Source organism: Pseudomonas sp. NFPP12 (assembly GCF_900103205.1).
GTDB lineage: Bacteria > Pseudomonadota > Gammaproteobacteria > Pseudomonadales > Pseudomonadaceae > Aquipseudomonas > Aquipseudomonas protegens.
This window is the reverse complement of the sequence record NZ_FMWW01000003.1, coordinates 246,963-268,340: the sequence shown is the minus strand read 5'-3', so window position 1 is coordinate 268,340 and position 21,378 is coordinate 246,963. Positions and strand designations below refer to the sequence as shown.

19 protein-coding genes are annotated in these 21,378 nt (G+C 63.4%); 12 read left to right on the top strand and 7 right to left on the bottom strand.

Annotated elements, in window-relative coordinates; genetic code table 11:
- The first annotated feature begins 131 nt into the window (after window positions 1-131).
- The 9 genes from BLS75_RS14010 (at window position 132) to pcaC (ending at window position 8,465) form a co-directional block, all read left to right on the top strand.
- Window positions 132-989 carry a CoA transferase subunit A gene (locus BLS75_RS14010; RefSeq protein ID WP_072443197.1) on the top strand — a complete coding sequence of 286 codons (858 nt, stop codon included), beginning with the start codon at window positions 132-134 and terminating at the stop codon, window positions 987-989.
- Entirely contained in the window at window positions 989-1,768 is a 780-nt protein-coding gene (locus BLS75_RS14005; protein WP_072451111.1) for a CoA-transferase subunit beta, read from the top strand. The genes BLS75_RS14010 and BLS75_RS14005 overlap by 1 nt, the downstream gene beginning before the upstream one ends.
- Window positions 1,765-2,970 carry a 3-oxoadipyl-CoA thiolase gene (pcaF, locus tag BLS75_RS14000; protein ID WP_176876753.1) on the top strand — a complete coding sequence of 402 codons (1,206 nt, stop codon included), beginning with the start codon at window positions 1,765-1,767 and terminating at the stop codon, window positions 2,968-2,970. The genes BLS75_RS14005 and pcaF overlap by 4 nt, the downstream gene beginning before the upstream one ends.
- Window positions 2,971-3,007: 37 nt before the next feature.
- Entirely contained in the window at window positions 3,008-3,712 is a 705-nt protein-coding gene (gene pcaH / locus BLS75_RS13995; protein WP_047284232.1) for a protocatechuate 3,4-dioxygenase subunit beta, read from the top strand.
- Between the two features lies 1 nt (window position 3,713).
- The gene (pcaG, locus tag BLS75_RS13990; protein WP_011059663.1) at window positions 3,714-4,280 is read left to right on the top strand and encodes a protocatechuate 3,4-dioxygenase subunit alpha; all 567 of its coding nucleotides are present in this window, start codon (window positions 3,714-3,716) and stop codon (window positions 4,278-4,280) included.
- Between the two features lie 246 nt (window positions 4,281-4,526).
- A complete protein-coding gene (locus tag BLS75_RS13985; protein WP_255313395.1) occupies window positions 4,527-5,837 on the top strand; it encodes an MFS family transporter in 1,311 nt (436 codons plus the stop codon).
- Between the two features lie 48 nt (window positions 5,838-5,885).
- Window positions 5,886-7,250, top strand: coding sequence for a 3-carboxy-cis,cis-muconate cycloisomerase (locus tag BLS75_RS13980; protein WP_011059665.1), 1,365 nt, complete (start codon window positions 5,886-5,888; stop codon window positions 7,248-7,250).
- An 11-nt stretch (window positions 7,251-7,261) separates the two neighbouring features.
- A complete protein-coding gene (pcaD, locus tag BLS75_RS13975; RefSeq protein ID WP_072451109.1) occupies window positions 7,262-8,050 on the top strand; it encodes a 3-oxoadipate enol-lactonase in 789 nt (262 codons plus the stop codon).
- Window positions 8,051-8,072: 22 nt separating this feature from the next.
- On the top strand, window positions 8,073-8,465 hold the full coding sequence (gene pcaC / locus BLS75_RS13970) for a 4-carboxymuconolactone decarboxylase (protein WP_072451108.1): 393 nt from the start codon (window positions 8,073-8,075) through the stop codon (window positions 8,463-8,465).
- Window positions 8,466-8,534: 69 nt separating this feature from the next.
- Here the strand turns inward: pcaC and BLS75_RS13965 are convergent, their stop codons facing one another.
- The 4 genes from BLS75_RS13965 to emhA form a co-directional block, all read right to left on the bottom strand.
- The gene (locus tag BLS75_RS13965) at window positions 8,535-9,797 is read right to left on the bottom strand and encodes an OprD family porin (protein WP_072451107.1); all 1,263 of its coding nucleotides are present in this window, start codon (window positions 9,795-9,797) and stop codon (window positions 8,535-8,537) included.
- A 299-nt stretch (window positions 9,798-10,096) separates the two neighbouring features.
- The gene (gene adeC, locus BLS75_RS13960; protein WP_072451106.1) at window positions 10,097-11,557 is read right to left on the bottom strand and encodes an AdeC/AdeK/OprM family multidrug efflux complex outer membrane factor; all 1,461 of its coding nucleotides are present in this window, start codon (window positions 11,555-11,557) and stop codon (window positions 10,097-10,099) included.
- A complete protein-coding gene (locus tag BLS75_RS13955) occupies window positions 11,554-14,700 on the bottom strand; it encodes an efflux RND transporter permease subunit (protein WP_072451105.1) in 3,147 nt (1,048 codons plus the stop codon). Before BLS75_RS13955 ends, adeC begins: the two co-directional genes overlap by 4 nt.
- 3 nt (window positions 14,701-14,703) lie before the next feature.
- The gene (gene emhA, locus BLS75_RS13950) at window positions 14,704-15,861 is read right to left on the bottom strand and encodes an efflux RND transporter periplasmic adaptor subunit EmhA (RefSeq protein WP_015634435.1); all 1,158 of its coding nucleotides are present in this window, start codon (window positions 15,859-15,861) and stop codon (window positions 14,704-14,706) included.
- 265 nt (window positions 15,862-16,126) lie between these two features.
- On the opposite strand from emhA, the gene emhR reads away from it, so the two are divergent.
- Both emhR and BLS75_RS13940 read left to right on the top strand, forming a co-directional pair.
- Window positions 16,127-16,759, top strand: a complete 633-nt coding sequence (gene emhR / locus BLS75_RS13945) for an efflux system transcriptional repressor EmhR (protein WP_011059675.1) — start codon at window positions 16,127-16,129, stop codon at window positions 16,757-16,759.
- A gap of 161 nt (window positions 16,760-16,920) precedes the next feature.
- Window positions 16,921-17,805 (top strand): DMT family transporter, encoded by an 885-nt coding sequence (locus tag BLS75_RS13940; protein WP_011059676.1) that lies wholly within the window; start codon window positions 16,921-16,923, stop codon window positions 17,803-17,805.
- Window positions 17,806-17,998: 193 nt separating this feature from the next.
- Here BLS75_RS13940 and BLS75_RS13935 read toward each other — a convergent pair whose 3' ends face one another.
- From BLS75_RS13935 to BLS75_RS13925, 3 genes are read right to left on the bottom strand one after another with little or no spacing between them, the layout of a single operon-like run.
- Window positions 17,999-19,048 carry an alkene reductase gene (locus BLS75_RS13935; protein WP_011059677.1) on the bottom strand — a complete coding sequence of 350 codons (1,050 nt, stop codon included), beginning with the start codon at window positions 19,046-19,048 and terminating at the stop codon, window positions 17,999-18,001.
- A 34-nt stretch (window positions 19,049-19,082) separates the two neighbouring features.
- A complete protein-coding gene (locus BLS75_RS13930) occupies window positions 19,083-20,249 on the bottom strand; it encodes an MFS transporter (protein WP_041116345.1) in 1,167 nt (388 codons plus the stop codon).
- A gap of 18 nt (window positions 20,250-20,267) precedes the next feature.
- The gene (locus tag BLS75_RS13925; protein ID WP_011059679.1) at window positions 20,268-20,570 is read right to left on the bottom strand and encodes an ArsR/SmtB family transcription factor; all 303 of its coding nucleotides are present in this window, start codon (window positions 20,568-20,570) and stop codon (window positions 20,268-20,270) included.
- Window positions 20,571-20,723: 153 nt separating this feature from the next.
- Between BLS75_RS13925 and BLS75_RS13920 the strand changes: the two genes are divergently transcribed.
- The gene (locus BLS75_RS13920) at window positions 20,724-21,305 is read left to right on the top strand and encodes an acyl carrier protein phosphodiesterase (RefSeq protein ID WP_053149437.1); all 582 of its coding nucleotides are present in this window, start codon (window positions 20,724-20,726) and stop codon (window positions 21,303-21,305) included.
- Window positions 21,306-21,378 lie beyond the last annotated feature (73 nt).

The window sequence follows — 21,378 nt, the reverse complement described above, 5'->3', positions numbered from 1 at the left end:
GTTCGATAATCGAACGCTCAGTCGATTATCGGATTGTTTGGGGTTTGGCCCCGGCTTAATCTTCAGTCACTGCGGCGCGCCCAGAGCGCCTTTTTCTCCAGTCGCTGAATAACAATCGGGAGACCCCATCCATGGCTGAAATCCTTTCGCTGCACGACGCGGTGAAGCAATTCGTCAACGACGGCGACACCGTCGCGCTCGAAGGCTTCACCCACCTGATTCCTACGGCCGCAGGTCATGAAATCATCCGCCAGGGCAAGAAAGACCTGACCCTGGTGCGCATGACCCCTGACCTGATCTACGACCAGTTGATCGGTGCCGGTTGCGCTCGCAAGCTGATTTTCTCCTGGGGTGGCAACCCGGGCGTGGGCTCCCTGCACCGCCTGCGCGACGCCGTGGAAAAGCAATGGCCACAGCCCCTGGAGATTGAGGAACACAGCCACGCCGACCTGGCCAACGCCTATGTCGCCGGCGCCTCGGGCCTGCCCTTTGCCGTCCTGCGGGCCTACGCCGGTTCCGACCTGCCCAAGGTCAACCCCCTGATCAAGACCGTGACCTGCCCGTTTACCGGTGAAGTGCTGGCGGCGGTGCCTTCGGTGCGCCCGGACGTCACGGTAATCCACGCGCAGAAGGCCGACCGCAAGGGCAACGTGCTGCTGTGGGGCATTCTCGGGGTACAGAAAGAGGCCGCCCTGGCCGCCAAGCGCTGCATCGTCACCGTCGAGGAAATCGTCGACGACCTGAACGCACCGATGAACGCCTGCGTACTGCCGACCTGGGCGCTGAGCGCGGTCTGCCATGTGCCTGGTGGCGCCCATCCGTCCTACGCCCACGGCTACTCCGAGCGCGACAACCGCTTCTACCAGGCCTGGGACCCGATCGCCCGCGACCGTGACGCGTTCACCGCCTGGATCAACGAATACATCCACGGCAGTGCCGATTTCAGCGAATTCCAGGCCAAGCTGGCCGCAGCTTCGGAGGCCCAGTAATGACCTACTCCACCAATGAAATGATGACCGTGGCCGCGGCCCGTCGCTTGCAGAACGGCTCGGTGTGCTTCGTCGGCATCGGCCTGCCGTCCAAGGCCGCCAACCTGGCACGCCTGACCTCATCACCGGACGTGGTGCTGATCTACGAGTCCGGCCCGATCGGCGCCAAGCCCAGCGTCCTGCCACTTTCTATCGGTGACGGCGAGCTGGCGGAAACCGCCGACACCGTGGTGCCTACCGGCGAGATCTTCCGCTACTGGCTGCAGGGCGGGCGCATCGACGTGGGTTTCCTTGGCGCGGCCCAGGTTGACCGTTTCGGCAATATCAACACCACCGTGGTCGGCGACTACCACCGGCCCAAGGTGCGCCTGCCGGGCGCCGGCGGTGCTCCGGAGATCGCCGGTTCGGCCAAGAGCGTGCTGATCATCCTCAAGCAATCCTCGCGCTCCTTCGTCGACAAGCTGGACTTCGTGACTTCGGTCGGCCACGGCGAAGGCGGCGATTCGCGCAAGCGCCTGGGCCTGCCAGGGGCGGGGCCGGTGGGGATCATCACCGACCTGTGCATCATGGAGCCGGAAGCCGGTACCCACGAATTCGTCGTCACTTCGCTGCACCCGGGCGTGACCCGCGAGCAGGTGGTGGCCGCCACTGGCTGGGCGATCCGCTTCGCCGACCAGGTGGCCGAGACCGCAGCACCCACCGAGGTTGAACTGACCGCCCTGCGTGACCTGGAAGCGCGCACCGCCGCGGCCCATGGCCAAGCCCCTGGAGAAGCCTGATGCGCGACGTATTCATCTGCGATGCCATTCGCACCCCCATCGGCCGTTTTGGTGGCGGCCTCTCGACAGTGCGCGCTGACGACCTGGCGGCGCTGCCGATCAAGGCCTTGATGGAGCGCAACCCCAGCGTGGACTGGAGCTCCGTGGACGAGGTGTTCCTCGGCTGCGCCAACCAGGCCGGCGAGGACAACCGCAACGTGGCGCGCATGGCTCTGCTGCTGGCCGGCCTGCCGGACAGCGTGCCCGGCGTCACCCTCAACCGTCTCTGCGCCTCGGGCATGGACGCCATCGGCACGGCCTTCCGCGCCATTGCCAGCGGCGAGATGGAGCTGGCGATTGCCGGTGGCGTCGAGTCCATGTCCCGCGCGCCCTTTGTCATGGGCAAGGCCGATACCGCCTTTTCGCGCAACATGAAGCTGGAAGACACCACCATCGGCTGGCGTTTCATCAACCCGCTGATGAAGGCCCAGTACGGTGTGGATGCCATGCCGCAGACCGCCGACAACGTGGCGGATGACTACAAAGTGTCCCGCGCTGACCAGGACGCCTTCGCCCTGCGCAGCCAGCAGCGTGCCGCGGCGGCCCAGGCCGCCGGTTTCTTCGCTGAGGAAATCGTTGCGGTGCGCATCGCCCACAAGAAGGGCGAGAGCGTGGTGGAGCAGGACGAGCATCCCCGTGCCGACACCACCCTGGAAGCCTTGGCCAAGCTCAAGCCGGTCAACGGCCCGGACAAGACCGTTACCGCCGGCAATGCCTCCGGGGTCAACGACGGTGCCGCGGCGCTGATCCTGGCCTCGGCCGAAGCCGTCAAGAAACACGGCCTGACCCCACGTGCGCGAGTACTGGGCATGGCCAGCGCCGGGGTTGCGCCGCGGGTCATGGGCATCGGCCCGGTGCCGGCAGTGCGCAAGTTGATCGAGCGCCTGGGCGTGGCGGTCAGCGACTTCGACGTGATCGAACTCAACGAAGCCTTCGCCAGCCAGGGCCTGGCGGTGCTGCGCGAGCTGGGCCTGGCGGACGATGCGCCCCAGGTCAATCCCAACGGCGGCGCGATTGCCCTGGGCCATCCCCTGGGCATGAGCGGCGCGCGGTTGGTGCTGACGGCTTTGCATCAGCTGGAAAAGAGCGGCGGCAAAAAAGGCCTGGCGACCATGTGCGTCGGCGTCGGCCAAGGGCTGGCGCTGGCTATCGAGCGCGTTTGACTGCCTGCCTTATATAAGAAGAGAACGAGGAACCACCATGAGTGACAAGCCCGGTTACCGGCGCCCGCAAGCGGGCACTCAGCCTGATTACCTGCACCCGGCCTACCAGTCGACCAACACCCGCTCGCCGTCCAAGCCGCTGGTGTTCATTCCCCACTCGCTGTCGGAAATCACCGGCCCGAGCATCGGCGCCGAGTCGATCCAGGAACGGGACAACGACCTGACGGCCCAGCACGAAGGGCAGCCCCAGGGCGAGCGCATCATCATCCACGGCCGGGTTCTGGACGAGAACGGCCTGCCGGTGCCGGGCATCCTGGTGGAGATCTGGCAGGCCAACGCGGCCGGTCGCTACAACCACGACCGCGACTTGCACGATGCGCCCCTGGACCCGAACTTCACCGGCACTGGGCGCACCGTTACCGATGCCGAGGGCTGGTACCAGTTCCAGACCATCAAGCCTGGGGCCTACCCCTGGGGCAACCACCACAATGCCTGGCGCCCGGCGCATATCCATTTTTCGCTGTTCGGGCCGAGCATTCTTACCCGCCTGGTGACCCAGATGTATTTCCCTGGCGACCCGCTGCTGGCTTATGACCCGATCTACAACTGCGTGCCGGACACCCGCGCCAAGGAACGCCTGATCGCCAGCTTCGACCTGGAGAAAACCATTCCTTCCTACGCCCTCGGTTACCGTTGGGACATTGTCCTGCGCGGCCGCGACGCCACGCCGATGGAGAAATAACGTGACCCTGACCGCGACTACATCCCACACCGTCGGCCCCTACTACCACATCGGCCTGACCTGGCTGAACCGCGAAGACCTGACCGAGGAAGGCACCCTGGGCGAGCGGGTGGCGATCACCGGCCAGGTGGTGGACGGCAACGGCAACTTCGTCAACGACGCGATGCTGGAAGTCTGGCAAGCCAACGCCGCCGGCAAGTACCGCCACCCCGAAGACGATCAGGACAAACCCCTGGACCCGAACTTCCAGGGGTTTGGCCGGGTGCCGGTGGACGCCGAAGGGCGCTTTCGCTTCACCACCATCAAGCCGGGCACGGTGCCGGGCCTGAAAGGCACGACCCAGGCCCCGCATCTGGTGGTACTGGTGTTCGCCCGTGGCCTGGTCAAGCACCTGCTGACCCGCATCTACTTCGAGGGGGAGCCGGCCAACGCCAGCGATCCGCTGCTGGCCTGCGTGCCCGAGGAGCGCCGAGGCACCTTGCTGGCCAAGGCCGATGCTGACGGTCACTACCAGTGGAACGTGATTCTCCAGGGTACTGACGCCGAAACCGTGTTCTTCGACTACTGACCCGGCCTTGTGTGGCCACTGCCGCGGGTTGCGTAGCAGGCGCGGCGGGCTTGAGACCGGCAGGGGTTCGGCTTGAGACCGTCAAGCAAGGCCCTCCGGGCCTTTTCGCAGCCTCGCCGTGGCTTGGCAGCGGCTACAGTCGCTACAGGTTGATAGGGTCGATTGACCTCTGCCCGGGAGAGGGCAGGGCGCTATCCGCAGGGAACGGGAATGTTGCCAAGTGTGTCTAGACTCACACTGTCCCCCATGAGTGAAAAAACCATGACAACAACGACAAGTCACTACACCGGAGAGGAACGCAGCAAAAGGATCTTTGCCATTGTCGGCGCCTCCTCCGGCAACCTGGTGGAATGGTTCGACTTCTATGTCTATGCCTTTTGCGCCATCTATTTCGCCCCGGCCTTCTTTCCCTCCGACGATCCGACGGTGCAGTTGCTCAACACCGCCGGGGTGTTCGCCGCCGGCTTTCTGATGCGGCCCATCGGCGGCTGGCTGTTCGGCCGGGTCGCCGACCGTCATGGGCGCAAGAACTCGATGATGATCTCGGTGCTGATGATGTGCGCCGGCTCCCTGGTGATCGCCTTCTTGCCGACCTACGCCAGCATCGGTGCCTGGGCGCCGTTCCTGCTGCTGGTTGCGCGCCTGTTCCAGGGCCTGTCGGTGGGCGGCGAGTACGGCACCACCGCCACCTACATGAGTGAGGTGGCGCTCAAGGGCCAGCGCGGCTTCTTTGCCTCCTTCCAGTACGTGACCCTGATCGGCGGGCAACTGCTGGCGGTGCTGGTGGTGGTGATTCTCCAGCAGTTTCTCGATGAGGCCGAGCTCAAGGCCTGGGGCTGGCGCATTCCCTTCGTGATCGGTGCCATCGCCGCGGTGATCTCGCTGCTGCTGCGCCGTTCGCTGAAGGAAACCACCAGCAAGGAAATCCGTGAGGACAAGGACGCCGGCAGCATCGCTGCGCTGTTCAAGAACCACTCGGCGGCGTTTATCACCGTGCTCGGCTACACCGCCGGCGGCTCGCTGATTTTTTACACTTTCACCACCTACATGCAGAAGTACCTGGTGAACACCGCGGGCATGCACGCCAAGACCGCCAGCTACATCATGACCGGCGCGCTGTTTCTCTACATGTGCATGCAGCCGCTGTTCGGCATGCTGGCGGACAAGATCGGCCGGCGTAACTCGATGCTCTGGTTCGGTGCCCTGGGTACGCTGTTCACAGTGCCGATCCTGCTGACCTTGAAGACCGTCACCAGCCCGTTCCTGGCCTTTGTGCTGATCACCCTGGCCCTGGCCATCGTCAGTTTCTACACCTCCATCAGCGGCCTGGTGAAGGCCGAGATGTTCCCGCCGCAAGTGCGCGCACTCGGGGTGGGCTTGGCTTATGCGGTGGCCAATGCGATCTTCGGTGGCTCGGCGGAATGGGTGGCCCTGAACTTCAAGAACATGGGCATGGAAAACACCTTTTACTGGTATGTCACGGCGATGATGGCGATTGCCTTCCTGTTCAGCCTGCGCCTGCCGAAACAGGCCGCCTACCTGCACCACGACCTTTGACCTGTGTACCTGCGCCCGGCTCGGGCGCAGGTTTGCCAAGGACTGTTTATGACCCTGACTGCGAGCAATCAGTTGTTCGATGCCTACTTTACTGCCCGGGAAATGCGCGGGGTGTTCTGCGATCAGGGGCGGGTCCAGGCCATGCTCGATTTCGAAGCCGCCCTGGCCCGGGCCCAGGCCCGCGTCGGGGTGATCCCGGCCAGTGCAGTAGCGCCCATCGAGGCCGCCTGCCATGCCGGGCTGTATGACTTCCAGATGCTGGGCGAGGCGATTGCCACGGCCGGCAACTCGGCCATTCCCCTGGTCAAGGCCCTGGGCCGGCAGATCGCCCGCAGCGATGGCGAGGCCGAGCGCTTTGTGCACCTGGGAGCCACCAGCCAGGACGTGATGGACAGCGGGCTGGTGTTGCAACTGCGCCGCGCCATGCTCCTGCTGGAGCAGGACCTGGAGCGCCTGGGGGACATCCTTGTTGCCCAGGCCCAACGTTACGCCACGACCCCGATGGCCGGCCGCACCTGGCTGCAACATGCCACGCCGGTAACCCTGGGGATGAAGATCGGCGGCTGGCTGGGGGCATTGACCCGCAGCCGCGAGCGCCTGCAGCAGCTCAAGCCGCGTTTGCTGGTGCTGCAGTTCGGCGGCGCTTCCGGAACCCTGGCGGCTTTGGGCGAGCAGGCCTTGCCGATTGCCCAGGCCCTGGCCGACGAGCTGCAATTGGCCCTGCCGGAGCAGCCCTGGCACACCCAGCGCGACCGCCTGGTGGAGTTCGCTTCGGTGCTGGGCCTGTTGGCCGGCAGCCTGGGCAAGCTGGGGCGGGATATCAGCCTGCTGATGCAGACCGAGGCGGCGGAGGTCTTCGAGCCCTCGGCGCCGGGCAAGGGCGGGTCGTCCACCATGCCGCACAAGCGCAACCCGGTGGGCGCGGCGGTGCTGATCAGCGCCGCGACCCGGGTTCCCGGCCTGCTGGCGACGATGTTTGCCGCCATGCCCCAGGAGCACGAGCGCAGCCTGGGCCTGTGGCACGCCGAATGGGAAACCCTGCCGGAGATCTGCTGCCTGGTGTCTGGCGCGTTGCAACAAGCATTACTGGTGGCCGAAGGCCTGGAGGTCGACAGCGCGCGCATGGCGCACAACCTCGACTTGACCCAGGGCCTGGTGCTGGCCGAAGCGGTGAGCATTGCCCTGGCCCAGCGCCTGGGCCGGGAAACCGCCCACCATCTGCTGGAACAATGCTGCAAGCGCGCAGTGGCCGAGAAACGCCATCTGCGTGGGGTATTGGGGGAGGATTCCCAGGTTACCGCCGAGCTGTCGGCGGCGGACCTGGATCGTCTATTGGACCCGGCGCACTACCTGGGCCAGGCGCAGGCCTGGGTCGAGCGCGCCGTGGCTGAACATTTTGCCTTGAAGGCCTGAAGGAGACTGCTGTGGGATTCGTGAAACTCGCCGAGGGCGAACTGCACTATCAACTCGAAGGGCCCGAGGGCGCGCCGGTACTGGTGCTGTCCAACTCCCTGGGCACCGACCTGCACATGTGGGACAAGCAGATGGCGGCCTTCACCCGGCACTTCCAGGTGCTGCGCATGGACACCCGTGGCCACGGCCGTTCCCTGGTCACCGAAGGTCCCTATAGCATCGAGCAACTGGGCCGCGACGTGGTGGCGCTGCTGGATGCGCTGGATATCCAGCGTGCGCATTTCTGTGGCCTGTCCATGGGCGGGCTGATCGGCCAGTGGCTGGGGATCAATGCCGGCGAGCGTCTGCACAAGCTGGTGGTGTGCAACACCGCGGCGAAGATCGGCGACCCGTCCGTATGGAACCCGCGGATCGAGACCGTGCTACGTGACGGCCAGGCGGCCATGGTGGCGCTGCGCGATGCCTCCATCGCCCGCTGGTTCACCAGCGACTTTGCCGAAGCTCACCCTGACCAGGCCAAGCTGATCACCGACATGCTCGCGGCCACCTCGCCGCAAGGCTATGCGGCCAACTGCGCGGCGGTGCGGGACGCGGATTTTCGTGAACGGCTTGGGGCGATCAAGGTGCCCACCCTGGTGATTGCCGGCACTGAAGACGCCGTGACACCACCGTCCGGTGGGCATTTCATCCAGCAGCATGTGGCGGGCGCGGAGTATGCCGAGTTCTATGCTGCGCATTTGTCCAACGTCCAGGCCGGCGACGCTTTCAGCGCCCGGGTCGTGGATTTTCTGCTGGCCTGAGAGTCGATTCAAGGAGCCCTTTGTGGACGAGAAACAGCGTTATGACGAAGGCATGCAGGTTCGCCGCGCGGTGTTGGGCGATGCCCATGTGGACCGCAGCCTCAATGCCCTGACCGAGTTCAACTCGGAGTTCCAGGAAATGATCACCCGCCATGCCTGGGGCGACATCTGGACCCGCCCGGGCCTGCCGCGACACACCCGCAGCCTGATCACCATCGCCATGCTGATCGGCATGAACCGCAACGAGGAGCTCAAGCTGCACCTGCGGGCCGCCGCCAACAATGGGGTGAGCCGCAGCGAGATCAAGGAAGTGATCATGCAGAGCGCGATCTACTGCGGAATCCCGGCGGCCAACGCCACCTTCCACCTGGCGGAATCGGTGTGGGACGAACTGGGCATCGAATCGCGCCTGTAATCCATTCCATGACCCAACGAAAAGGCCAGCCCGATCACCGGGCTGGCCTTTTCGTTGGGCGTTTCGCCGTTACAGCAAGTTCAACGGATAGCTGACGATCAACCGGTTTTCATCGAACTCGTTGTTGCTGAAGTCCCGACGCATGGTGGAGTTGCGCCACTTCAGGTTGAGGTTCTTCAGTGTGCCGCTCTGGACCGTGTAGGCCACTTCGCTTTCCCGGCCCCATTCCTTGCCGTCGCTGACGGTGGCGGTGTGCACGTTGCTGCCGCTGATGTAGCGGTTCATTAGGGTCAGGCCGGGAACGCCCAGCGCGGCGAAATTGTAGTCATGGCGCACCTGCCAGGACTTCTCCTTGGCGTTGTCGTAGCTGGCGTTGTAGCTGTCGTTGGCCAGGGTGCCGCCGCTGGTGCCATTGACCCGCATCCAGGCGCTGTCGCCAGTGAGCTTCTGCAGGCCTACATAGAAGGTGTTGCCGCCATATTTGGCCGAGAACAGGCCGGACCAGGTGCGGTTCTCCATGTCGCCGGCGCGGGCGCTGCCGTCTTCCTTGCCATAGAAGAAGCCCAGGTTGGCGCCCAGGGTCCAGTCGCCCAGGGGTTGGCTGTGGATCAGGTTGATGAACTGCTGGCTGTAGATGTCCTTGAGCTGGGCATTCCACAGGGCGATCTGGGTGCGCTTGTCGTTGAAGGCATATTCGGCGCCCTGGAAGTTGAAACGGTCGGAGGTGAAGGCCGCTTTGCCGAACATGCTCATGTCACTCATGCTGCTGTCGTCACGCGGGCTGTTGGCGCGGAACTGGCCGCCATAGAGGGTCAGTCCGGCAATTTCCTTCGAGGTGATCTGGCCGCCGCGAAAGGTCTGTGGCAGCGAGCGGCCGTCGTCGGAGCGCAGGATCGGCAGCACTGGCATCCATTCGCCGACCTTGACCTCGGTCTGAGACAGTCGCGCCTTGAAGGCTACTCCCAGGCGTCCGAAGTTGTCCGCCGGCCGACCGTCGTGATCCAGGGGCAGCAGTTGGGTGCCGCCGGTGCCCTTGCCGCCGTCGAGTTTCAGCGAGTAGAGGCCCAGCACGTCCATGCCGAAGCCGACGGTGCCCTGGGTGAAGCCGGACTTTGCATCGAGGATGAAGCTCTGGGTCCATTCCTCGGCCTTGCCCTGGGCCTTGGTCGGGTTGGTGAAGTTGCGGTTGAAGTAGAAGTTGCGCAGGGTCAGGTTGGCCTGGGCATCTTCGAGAAAGCCCGACTCTGCGGCCAGTGCCGGCAGGGCGGTGCTGCTCAGCGCCAGGGCCAGGAGGCTGGGTAGAAGGTAGGACGGCGGGGTGCTTGGCTTCATTCGTCGGTCTCTCTAATTGTTAGGGGTGCAGCCGGCCAGTGCCGCGCAAAGGGTCTGGGCACAGGTTTCAGGGGAGCAGGGTGGAACCGGAGGTATCAGCCGTAGCGGGCAGGGCGTGGGGGCATGGCATCGGACCTGTTGTTATTGGTGTGTCCAGGTGCCGGGAATGGTGCTTCGCGGATCAGGGCCAATCAATTGGACGAAACACTTTTTGGGCGGTAATCGAACACAAATGTTCCAGTTGGTACATATAAAAAAACCCACCGTCAGGTGGGTTTTTCATATGGCCAGGTGACGCTTCAGAACAGGTGCAGCGCCGGGGCTTTTTCCGCCAGTGGCTCGTTCTTCGCTGTCTGTTCGCTCCAGCCACCGCCGAGGGCCTTGTACAGGTTGACCTCGCTGGTGAGCTGCGACAGGCGATCGGTGATCAGTGCCTGCTGGGCGCTGAACAGCGACCGCTGGGCATCGAGGAAGGTCAGGTTGCTGTCGACCCCGATACGGTAGCGGCGCTCGGCCAGACGATAGTAGTCCTGGTTGGCGTTGACGAAATCACGCTGGGCCTGCAACTGCTGGTTGTAGGTCTGGCGTGCCGCCAGGCCATCGGAGACTTCCTGGAAGGCGGTCTGGATGGATTTCTCGTACTGCGCGACGGTGATGTCTTTCTGGATTTTCGAGTAGTCCAGGCTGGCGCGCAGGCTGCCGGCGTTGAAGATCGGCAGGTTGATCTGCGGCTGGAACAGCCAGGTGCCCGAGCCCCCCTTGAACAGGCCCGAGAGATCCGGGCTCAAGGTACCGGCATTGGCGGTCAGGCTGATGCTCGGGAAGAACGCTGCCCGCGCCGCGCCGATATTGGCATTGGCCGCCTTGAGCTTGTACTCGGCTTCGAGAATGTCCGGGCGCCGTTGCAGCAGTTCTGACGGCAGGCCGGCTGGCAGGTCGCTCAGCAGGTCGGCCGAGAGCGGTTGGGCCGCCGGCAGGTTGGCCGGAATCGCCGTGCCCAGCAGCAGGGTCAGGCTGTTTTCATCCTGGGCCACCTGGCGGGTGTAGCGCGCCAGCTGGACCCGGGCGTTTTCCACCGAAGTCCGCGACTGGCTCAGGTCCAGGGCCGAGGCCACGCCCACTTCGTTGCTGCGCGAGGTCAGCCGGTAGCTTTCCTCGTAGGCGGCGAGGGTGTCCTGGGTCAGCTTCAGCAGTTCCTTGTCGGCCTGCCAGGTCATGTAGGCGTTGGCCACGCTGGCCACCAGGCTGATCTGGGTGCTGCGCCGCGCTTCTTCGCTGGAGAAGTAGGTCTGCAAGGCCTGCTCGCTCAGGCTGCGAACGCGGCCGAACAGGTCCAGTTCATAGGCACTGACGCCCACGGTGGCCGAGTACTGGCTGGTGATCCCGGCTTCGCCGGTCTGCGACATGCGTGCCGGAGTGCGCTGGCGGCTGCCGCTGGCGTTGGCCGAAACCGCAGGGAACAGGTCAGCCCGCTGGATCTGGTACTGCGCGGCATAGGCATCGATGTTCAGCGCCGCGACCTTGAGGTCGCGGTTGTTTTCCAGGGACGTCTGGATCAGTTGCTGCAGCGCCGGGTCATGGAAGAACTGCCGCCAGCCCTGTTCGGCGGCCGCCACGTTGGCGGCCTCCTTTGGCGAGTAGGCAGGGCCTTGGGGGAACTGCGCCGCCACCGGCGCTTCCGGGCGCTGGTAATCCGGGATCAGCGAGCAACCACTTAGCGCGATGGCGGTGATTGCCAGGGAGAGTAGCGACTTGCTCATTGGCCAGCCTCATTAGGGGTTGCAGTAGTTTCTGACAGGTCCGCTTTCCTGCGGCCCATGGACGATACGGTGACAAAGAACAATGGCACCCAGAAGATCGCCAGGATAGTCGCGGTGAGCATACCGCCGATCACCCCGGTACCGATCGCATGCTGGCTACCCGAGCCGGCGCCCGTGGAGATGGCCAGTGGCACGACCCCGAGGACGAAGGCCAGGGAGGTCATGATGATCGGCCGCAGACGCATCCGGCAGGCTTCCACCGCGGCGTCTACCAGGCTGCGGCCCTGCTCGTGCAGTTCCTTGGCGAACTCGACGATCAGAATGGCGTTTTTCGCCGCCAGACCAATGGTCACCAACAGACCCACCTGGAAGTACACGTCGTTGGACAGGCCGCGCATGCTGGTTGCCATCAGTGCACCGATGATCCCCAGGGGCACAACCAGCATCACTGCGATCGGAATCGACCAGCTTTCATACAGCGCCGCCAGACACAGGAACACCATCAGCAGGGACAAGGCGTACAGCGCAGGTGCCTGGGAGCCCGACAGACGTTCCTCGTAGGACAGGCCAGTCCAGGAGATACCGACACCCGCCGGCAGCTTCGCGGCAATGGCCTCGACTTCGGCCATGGCTTCACCGGTACTGTAGCCAGGGGCCGGGGCACCGAGCACTTCCATGGCTTCCACGCCGTTGTAACGGGCCAGCTTGGGCGAGCCGTAGATCCACTCGCCTTTGGCGAAGGAGGAGAACGGCACCATGGTTCCGGCGCTGTTGCGTACGTACCACTTCTTCAGGTCTTCGGGGCTCATGCGGGCACCGGCCTGACCCTGGATGTACACCTTCTTCACCCGACCACGGTCGATGAAGTCGTTGACGTAGCTACTGCCCAGGGCAATCGACAGGGTGTTGTTGATGTCGGTGAGGGTCACGCCCAGGGCACTGGCGCGCTCGTCGTCGATGGTCAACTGGTACTGCGGTTCATCGTTCAGGCCGTTCGGACGCACCTGGGACAGCACCTTGCTCTGGGCTGCCATGCCGAGGAACTGGTTGCGTGCAGCCATCAGTTTCTCATGGCCGATACCGGCGCGGTCCTGGAGGAACACGTCGAAACCGGTGGCGTTACCCAGCTCCAGTACCGCCGGAGGGGCGAAGGCGAACACCATCGCGTCACGGAAACTGAAGAAGTGCTGCTGGGCGCGGGCTGCCAGGTTGAACACGTTGTTTTCCGCGGAACGCTCGCCCCACGGCTTGAGCATGATGAAGGCCATGCCCGAGCTCTGGCCGCGACCGGCGAAGTTGAAGCCGTTCACGGTGAACACCGAAGCCACGGTGTCCTTTTCCTTGTCCAGCAGGTAGGCGCGCATTTCGTCCACCACCACCTGGGTCCGCTCGGCACTGGAGCCGGCCGGCGTCTGTACCTGGGCGAACAGAACGCCCTGGTCTTCTTCCGGCAGGAACGCGGTCGGGATGCGGGTGAACAGCCAGATCATGCCCAGGACGATCAGCACGTAGGCCAGCAGGTACGGAACCTTGTGGTGCAGCATGTTGCCCACGCCGCGTTCGTAGCTCTTCACGCTGCGATCGAAGGTGCGGTTGAACCAGCCGAAGAAGCCGCGCTTCTCGGTGGCGTGTTCGCCTTGCGGTACGGCCTTGAGCATGGTGGCGCACAGGGCCGGAGTGAAGATCAGGGCAACCAGCACCGACAGAGCCATGGCCGAGACCACGGTGATCGAGAACTGCTTGTAGATCACCCCGGTGGAGCCGCTGAAGAAGGCCATTGGCAGCAGTACCGCGGACAGCACCAGGGCGATACCCACCAGGGCTCCCTGGATCTGGCCCATGGACTTTTTCGTCGCCTCCTTGGGCGACAGCCCTTCCTCGTGCATCACCCGCTCGACGTTCTCCACCACGACGATGGCGTCGTCCACCAGCAAGCCGATGGCCAGCACCATGCCGAACATGGTCAGGGTGTTGATGCTGAAACCGGCCGCCGCAAGGATGCCGAAGGTACCCAGCAGTACCACCGGCACCGTCATGGTGGTGATCACCGTGGCGCGGAAGTTCTGCAGGAACAGGAACATCACCAGGAACACCAGGACGATCGCTTCCACCAGGGTTTCAACCACACCCTTGATGGATTCGGTCACCACCGGGGTGGTGTCATACGGGAACACCACCTTCATCCCTTGCGGGAAGAAGGGTTCCAGGTCCTTGATGGTGTTGCGCAGGGCCTTGGCGGTGTCCAGGGCGTTGGCGCCGTTGGCCAGTTTCACTGCCAGGCCGGACGCCGGCTTGCCGTTGAACTGGGCGCTGATGGCGTAGTTCTCGCCACCCAGGCCGACGTCCGCGACATCGCCCAGACGCACTTGCGAGCCGTCCTTGTTGACCTTCAGCAGGATCGCCTTGAACTGCTCGGCAGTCTGCAGGCGGGTCTTGCCGATGATGGTGGCGTTGAGTTGCTGGCCGGGCAGGGCAGGCAGGCCGCCGAGCTGGCCGGACGATACCTGGACGTTCTGCGCGGCAACCGCGGTCTTCACGTCCACCGGGGTCAGGTTGTAGTTGTTCAGCTTGGCCGGGTCGAGCCAGATCCGCATCGCGTACTGGGCACCGAATACCTGGAAGTCACCGACGCCCGCGGTCCGCGAGATCGGGTCCTGCATGTTCGACACGATGTAGTTCGACAGGTCGTCCTTGGACATGCTGCCGTCCTCGGAAACCACGCCGATCACCAGCAGGAAGTTCTTCACTGCCTTGGTCACGCGGATGCCCTGCTGCTGCACTTCTTGAGGCAGCAGCGGAGTGGCCAGGTTGAGCTTGTTCTGTACCTGAACCTGCGCGGTGTCCGAGTTGGTGCCCTGTTCGAAGGTCGCAGTGATGGTCATGCTGCCGTCGGAGTTACTTTCCGAGGACACATAACGCAGGTTGTCGATACCGTTGAGCTGCTGCTCGATCACCTGAACCACGGTGTCCTGCACGGTCTGTGCGGAAGCGCCTGGGTAGGTCACGGAGATGGCGATCGCTGGCGGCGCGATGCTCGGGTACTGGTTGATCGGCAATTTGAGGATCGATAGAGCCCCGACCAACATGATCACCAGGGCGATTACCCAGGCGAAGATCGGACGGTCGATAAAAAATTTCGACATGGTTTACTCCCCTTTGCCGCCTGCAGCTTTGTCAGTTGCCTGTGCAGGGGCCGGGTTCTTCGCTGGAACGTTGGTTGCTTCGCTGGCCTTGACTTCAATGCCCGGCTTGACGAACTGCAGGCCTTCGGTGATCAGGCGATCGCCGGCTTTCAGCCCATCTTCCACCAACCACTGGCTGCCGACCGTGCGGCTGGCCTTGAGTTGACGCAGCTCGACCTTGTTATCCGGGCCAACCACCAGGGCGGTCGGGGTGCCTTTCAGGTCGCGCGTCACGCCTTGCTGGGGAGCCAGGATCGCCGCGCTGTTCACCCCGGCTTGCAGCTGGGCGTGGACGAACATGCCAGGCAGCAGGGTGTGCTCCGGGTTCGGGAACACTGCGCGCAGGGTCACCGAGCCGGTGGTTTCGTCCACCGAGACTTCGGAGAATTCCAGCTTGCCGTCGAGCTTGTACTGGCTGCCGTCTTCCAGGGTCAGTTTGACCTTGGCGGCATTGTCGCCGACTTTCTGCAGGCGGCCGCTTTCCAGTTCGCGACGCAGTTCCAGCAGTTCCACCGAGGACTGGGTAACGTCGACGTAGATTGGGTCCAGCTGCTGGATCACGGCCATGGCATCGGCCTGGCCATTGCTCACCAGGGCGCCTTCGGTCACCGAGGAACGGCCGATTCGGCCGGTCAGTGGCGACAGCACTTTGGTGTAGCGCAGGTTGATCTGGGCGCTTTGCAGCGAGGCTTCCGACTGCAGGCGGTTGGCCACGGCAGTGTCGTATTCCTGGCGGCTTACGGCCTGTTCGTTGACCAGTTGCTTGTAGCGATCAGAAATCGACTTGGTCGATTGCAGATTAGCCTCGGCACTCTTCAGCGTTGCCTCATAGACCGATGGATCGATCTGATAAAGCTGCTGACCTTCCTTGACGTCTCCACCTTCTTTGAACAGACGCTTGAGAATGATCCCATTTACCTGTGGGCGAACTTCGGCGATGCGGAACGCAGTGGTCCGGCCCGGGAGTTCGGAAGTCAAGGTAAAGGCTTGTGGTTGCAGGGTAACGACGCCGACCTGAGGGGCTTGAGGGGCAGGCGCCGCCTCTTCCTTTTTACATCCGCTGAGCAGCGATGCCAGGGCGACGGCAGTGACCAGAGCGGTAACAGCTGGCTTGAGTTGCATGAAAATCCTCGGGTCAGGCACGCAAGATGCGCACAAGAAAAGTGGAAGGGTAAAAATGCTTGGCTGAGTGGATAAGTAGCTTGCTAAGGAATATACTTACGTTCATGGTTGTTTGTAAATACCCCTGCGGCGTACCCATCCGGTTACAAAAGCCCCTGTAGGTGTTGAATTGTAGGCTGGGCAAACGGCACTCGAGATGCCGTTCCATATTTATTCAGAAGGTCTTCACGCATCGCTGAAAGATCCTGATCGAGGTTTTACTGCCATGGTCCGTCGTACCAAAGAGGAAGCTCAAGAAACTCGCAGCCAGATACTCGAGGCCGCCGAAAAGGCCTTTTACGAGCGTGGCGTGGCGCGTACCACCCTGGCCGACATCGCGGCGCTGGCGGGAGTCACGCGAGGTGCCATCTATTGGCACTTCAGCAACAAGGCCGACCTGGTGCAGGCCATGCTCGACAGCCTGCGTGAACCTTTGGATGAAATGGCCGCGGCCAGTGAGAATGTAGATGAAATGGACCCGTTGGGCTGCATGCGCAAGCTGCTCATTCATTTGTTTCATCAAGTTGCCCTGGACCCGAAAACCCGACGCATCAATGAAATCCTGTTTCACAAGTGCGAGTTCACCGACGAAATGTGCGACCTGCGCCGCCAGCGTCGCGCTGCCAGCCTGGACTGCAACGTACACATCGAGCTGGCGTTGCGTAATGCAGTGAATCGTGGGCAATTGCCCGAGAATCTCGATGCGGCGCGGGCAGCTATCACGCTGCATGCATTCATCGATGGCATTCTCTACCAATGGTTGCTGGCCCCGGACAGCTTCGCCCTGCACACCGAAGCAGAGCGCTGGATCGACATCGGGCTGGATATGCTGCGCTTGAGCCCCAACCTCCGTCATTAAGACAAAATGCGTAATTGAGTCCGGTTGTGTCAACATTTAAGGCGAGGGACGTTCATACCCGGGGTCGCACTTCACAATGGGGTGCTTTTATATACGGGCTTGCTGCAGGTTGATAGATAGCGAGCTACGTATTTTGTAGGGATTTTGTTGCGGGTGTGTGAATGAGTGTGAGCCCTTCACCGTTCAACGGCGCGGAACACCCCATCAAGGGGATCGCCCTGATCTGCCTGGCGGTCCTGCTGTTTGCCAGCCACGACACGTTATCCAAATACCTGTCGGCTTTTTATCCCATCGTCATGGTGGTCTGGGCCCGCTATGTGGTGCACACCCTGTTGATGCTGGTGGTCTTCGTGCCGCGCAGTGGTTTCTCTGCGGTGGTGCGCACCAAGCGCCCCGGGTTGCAATTGCTGCGGGCCCTGTGCCTGATCGGCACCAGCCTGCTGTTCACCACCGGCCTGCGCTATATCCCCCTGGCAGAAGCGACCGCGGTCAACTTCCTGGCGCCCTTGCTGGTGACTGCCCTGTCGGTGCCGTTTCTGGGGGAGCGGGTCAGTCGCGCCCAGTGGCTGGCAGTGCTGGCGGGGTTCGTCGGGGTGCTGATTGTGGTGCGTCCCGGTGGCGCGTTGTTCACGCCGGCAATCCTTCTGCCGCTGGGGTCGGCGCTGTGCTTCGGCTTCTACCAGTTGCTGACCCGCAAGCTCAGTGGTGTCGACAGCCCGACCACCAGCAACTTTCTCACCGGGATCCTCAACAGCCTGATCATGAGCGCGCTGCTGCCGTTCTTCTGGAGCACGCCGACTTTGGTTCATGGGCTGTTCATGATCGGCCTGGGCACCTGCGGCATGCTCGGCCACATGTTGCTGACCCAGGCGTTCCGCCATGCCGCGCCGGCGATGCTGGCGCCTTTCAGCTATGGGCAGATTCTTTTCGCCGGGCTCTTTGGCTACCTGATCTTCGACCATACCCCGGACCAGTACGCCCTGGTCGGTATCGCGGTCATCTGCCTCAGCGGCCTGGCGGTGGCCTGGGCCCAGCGCAAACGTTGAATGGCTTTCTGTAGTCGCTGCCGCAGGCCGCGACAAGGTCCGCAGGATCTTCATCGAACTTGAGAGGGTCGCGCCCCTTCGGGGCGACCGTGCGTACGCGGCCCGAGCCTGCGGCAGCGGCTACAACGAATGTGCAGGTCATGAAAAAGCCCCGGCTCGCGAGAGTCGGGGCTTTTTATCGAGCGAAGCAGGCTTACAGAGTCGGATAGTCGATATAGCCGACCGGGCCCTTGCCGTAGAAGGTTTCCGGGTGCGCTTCGTTCAGCGGCGCATCGGCCTTCAGGCGGGCTGGCAGGTCAGGGTTGGCGATGAAGGGCACACCAAAGGCCACGGCGTCAGCCTTGCCAGCGGCCAGCCAGGCGTTGGCGCTGTCCTTGGTGAAGCGTTCGTTGGCGATGTAGGGGCCGCCGAAGGCTTCTTTGAGTTGCGGGCCCAGGCTGTCGGCGCCTTCTTTCTCGCGGGAGCAGATAAAGGCGATACCGCGTTTGCCCAGCTCCCGAGCGACGTAGGTGAAGGTCTCTGCCAGGTTGGCATCACCCATGTCATGGGAGTCGGCACGTGGTGCCAGGTGCACGCCTACCCGGCCGGCACCCCAGATCTCGATGGCCGCGTCGGTGACTTCCAGCAGCAGGCGGGCACGGTTTTCCAGGGAACCGCCGTACTGGTCGGTACGCTGGTTGGTGCTGCTTTGCAGGAACTGGTCCAGCAGGTAGCCGTTGGCGCCGTGGATTTCCACGCCGTCGAAACCGGCGGCCTTGGCGTTTTCCGCGCCGACCCGGTAGGCATCGACGATGTCGGCGATTTCAGCGGTTTCCAGGGCCCGCGGAGTTGGGAAGTCGGCCAGCGGGCGCACCAGGCTGACATGCCCCTTGGGCTGCAGGGCGCTGGGTGCCACCGGGGTTTCGCCGTTCAGATAGGACGGGTGGGAGATGCGTCCGACGTGCCACAGCTGCAGGAATATCTTGCCACCGGCGCCGTGTACTGCCTTGGTCACATTGGCCCAGCCACGCACCTGGTCGTTGGACCAGATGCCGGGGGTGTCCGGGTAGCCCACGCCCATGGGGGTCACCGAGGTGGCCTCGCTGAGGATCAGGCCGGCGGAAGCCCGTTGTACGTAGTATTCGGCCATCAGCGCGTTGGGTACGCGGCCGGCATCGGCGCGGCAGCGGGTCAGCGGCGCCATGATGATGCGGTTGGACAGTTCGAGATCGCCGAGTTTGATCGGATCAAAGAGAGTCGTCATGGAATGCAGCCTTCTTTAAGGGATAAGGAGCGGATCAGTGGGTTGCAGGAGCCAGTTCGGCGTTGCCGCCCTGGCGAAAGGTAATCAGCGTCACCAGCAGGGCCAGGATCGCCAGGGCCGCAGCCGCCAACGGCACGCTGGTCAGGCCGAAGCCGTGGGCGATGACGCTGCCGCCGACCCAGGCACCCAGGGCATTGCCGATGTTGAAGGCGCCGATGTTCAGGGTCGAAACCAGGTTCGGTGCGGCCTTGCCGAAGGTCACTACGTTGACCTGCAACGCCGGCACTGCGGCAAACGAAGCGGTGGCCCAGAGGAACAGGGTGATCTCGGTGGGGATCAGCGCCACGCTGGTCCAGGTCAGTACGGTGGAGACCACGGCCATGGCCGCGAACACGCCGATCAGGGTGGCGCCCAGGCGCTTGTCCGCCAGTTTGCCGCCGATGATGTTGCCCAGGGTCAGGCCCAGGCCGATCAGCAGCAGGGTCCAGGTCACGCCCTTGGGCGAGACACCGGTGACATCACCGAGCAGCGGTGCAACGTAGGTGAAGAGGGTGAACATCGATGCGGCGAACAGCGCGGTCATGCTCAGGGACAGCCAGATACCCGCGCCCTTGAGGGCCGCCAGCTCCGCACGCATGTCGAGTTTTTCCTCGTCGCGCTTGGCCGGCAGGAAGCGCAGCAGGCCGATCAGCGCCACTACGCCGATCACCGTCACCACCCAGAAGGTTGAGCGCCAGCCCGCTGCCTGGCCCAGGGCGGTGCCCAGGGGCACGCCAAGGACGTTGGCCAGGGTCAGGCCGGTGAACATCAGGGCCACGGCCGAAGCGCGCTTGTTGGCGGGCACCAGGCCGGCGGCCACCACTGAACCGATACCAAAGAAGGCACCGTGGCACAGCGCGGTGATCACCCGGGCAAACATCAGCACGTTGTAATCACTGGCCAGTGCACACAGCAGGTTGCCGACAATGAAGATTCCCATCAGCGCCACCAGGGCTGCCTTGCGGGGCAGGCGGGCGGTGGCCAGGGCCATGAAGGGCGCGCCGATGGCCACCCCAAGGGCGTAGCCGGTGACCAGCCAGCCGGCGCCGGGAATCGACACCCCGAGGTCCGCCGCCACATCGGGCAGCAGGCCCATGATGACGAACTCGGTGGTACCGATGGCGAAGGCACTCAAGGCCAGGATGAGAAGCGAAAGGGGCATTGTCGGGTCCTTGTCAGGTCAGAGCTGTTGGCTCATTTGCGTGAGGAACTGCTGGATGGTTTCCTCGTTGCGTTTGAAAAAATGCCATTGGCCGACTTTCCGGCTGCTGATCAGGCCTGCGCGTTGCAAGGTGGCGAGGTGGGCGGACACGGTCGACTGCGACAGGCCGCAGCGTTGGTCGATCTGCCCGGCGCAGACGCCGTGCTCATTGCTGTGAGCCTGATCGGGAAATTCGACAGTCGGGTCTTTCAGCCAGTGCAGGATTTCCCTGCGAACCGGATGTGCCAGGGCTTTTATTATTTCGTCGAGGTCGAGGGACATGGCGGTGCTCGTTTTTTGTGAAACGTTGTATCGCGATGAAGCGAAATTTAAATCGTTATTTCGCGATATACCAATATGATTTTGGTCTTAAATGATTACTTATCGGTATATCGGGTTATAACGATATGTCGGTCGCAGTGCTAAGCTGCGTCCATGAATTATCTCGCACATCTGCACCTTGGCGGCCAGCGCCCGGGCCAATTACTCGGCAGCCTGTATGGCGATTTCGTCAAGGGACGCCTGCAAGGGCAGTTTTCGCCCGAGGTCGAGGCGGCGATCCAGCTGCATCGGCGCATCGATACCTACACCGACAGTCACCCGCTGGTGGCGGCGGCGCTGTCACGTTTCTCCCTGACGCGAAGGCGTTACGCCGGCATCGTCATCGACGTGTTCTTCGACCATTGCCTGGCCCGGGACTGGCAGCATTACGCCGACCGGCCCCTGCCGTTGTTCACCGCCGAGGTGTACCGGGTGCTGGCGGCCGAGCCGCAGTTGCCGGCGCGGCTGGCGCAGATTGCGCCTTACATGGCGGCGGATGACTGGCTGGGTTCCTATCGCGAGTTCGCGGTGCTGGAGCAGGTGTTGCGGGGGATTGCCCGGCGCCTGTCACGGCCAGAGGAGCTGACCGCGGCGATGGTCGAGCTGGAACGGCTGTATGAACCGTTGAGCGAAGACTTCCGCGCTTTCTACCCGCAATTGCAGGCATTCGCCGCGCAGCACATCCAATTGCCCTGACTCACGATGGCTGTTGTAGGAGCTGGCTTGCCAGCGAAGGTGCTCTCATGACCGACGCAGGTTTCAAGGGCCT

Coding starts and splice junctions, on each gene's coding strand:
- BLS75_RS14005 (WP_072451111.1), top strand. CDS start 989: ATGACCTACTCCACCAATGAAATGATGACCGTGGCCGCGGCCCGTCGC.
- emhR (WP_011059675.1), top strand. CDS start 16,127: ATGGTCCGTCGTACCAAAGAGGAAGCTCAAGAAACTCGCAGCCAGATA.
- BLS75_RS13980 (WP_011059665.1), top strand. CDS start 5,886: ATGACCCTGACTGCGAGCAATCAGTTGTTCGATGCCTACTTTACTGCC.
- emhA (WP_015634435.1), bottom strand. CDS start 15,861: ATGCAACTCAAGCCAGCTGTTACCGCTCTGGTCACTGCCGTCGCCCTG.
- BLS75_RS13930 (WP_041116345.1), bottom strand. CDS start 20,249: ATGCCCCTTTCGCTTCTCATCCTGGCCTTGAGTGCCTTCGCCATCGGT.
- BLS75_RS13920 (WP_053149437.1), top strand. CDS start 20,724: ATGAATTATCTCGCACATCTGCACCTTGGCGGCCAGCGCCCGGGCCAA.
- adeC (WP_072451106.1), bottom strand. CDS start 11,557: ATGAGCAAGTCGCTACTCTCCCTGGCAATCACCGCCATCGCGCTAAGT.
- BLS75_RS13925 (WP_011059679.1), bottom strand. CDS start 20,570: ATGTCCCTCGACCTCGACGAAATAATAAAAGCCCTGGCACATCCGGTT.
- BLS75_RS13965 (WP_072451107.1), bottom strand. CDS start 9,797: ATGAAGCCAAGCACCCCGCCGTCCTACCTTCTACCCAGCCTCCTGGCC.
- BLS75_RS14010 (WP_072443197.1), top strand. CDS start 132: ATGGCTGAAATCCTTTCGCTGCACGACGCGGTGAAGCAATTCGTCAAC.
- BLS75_RS13935 (WP_011059677.1), bottom strand. CDS start 19,048: ATGACGACTCTCTTTGATCCGATCAAACTCGGCGATCTCGAACTGTCC.
- BLS75_RS13940 (WP_011059676.1), top strand. CDS start 16,921: ATGAGTGTGAGCCCTTCACCGTTCAACGGCGCGGAACACCCCATCAAG.
- BLS75_RS13985 (WP_255313395.1), top strand. CDS start 4,527: ATGAGTGAAAAAACCATGACAACAACGACAAGTCACTACACCGGAGAG.
- pcaH (WP_047284232.1), top strand. CDS start 3,008: ATGAGTGACAAGCCCGGTTACCGGCGCCCGCAAGCGGGCACTCAGCCT.
- BLS75_RS13955 (WP_072451105.1), bottom strand. CDS start 14,700: ATGTCGAAATTTTTTATCGACCGTCCGATCTTCGCCTGGGTAATCGCC.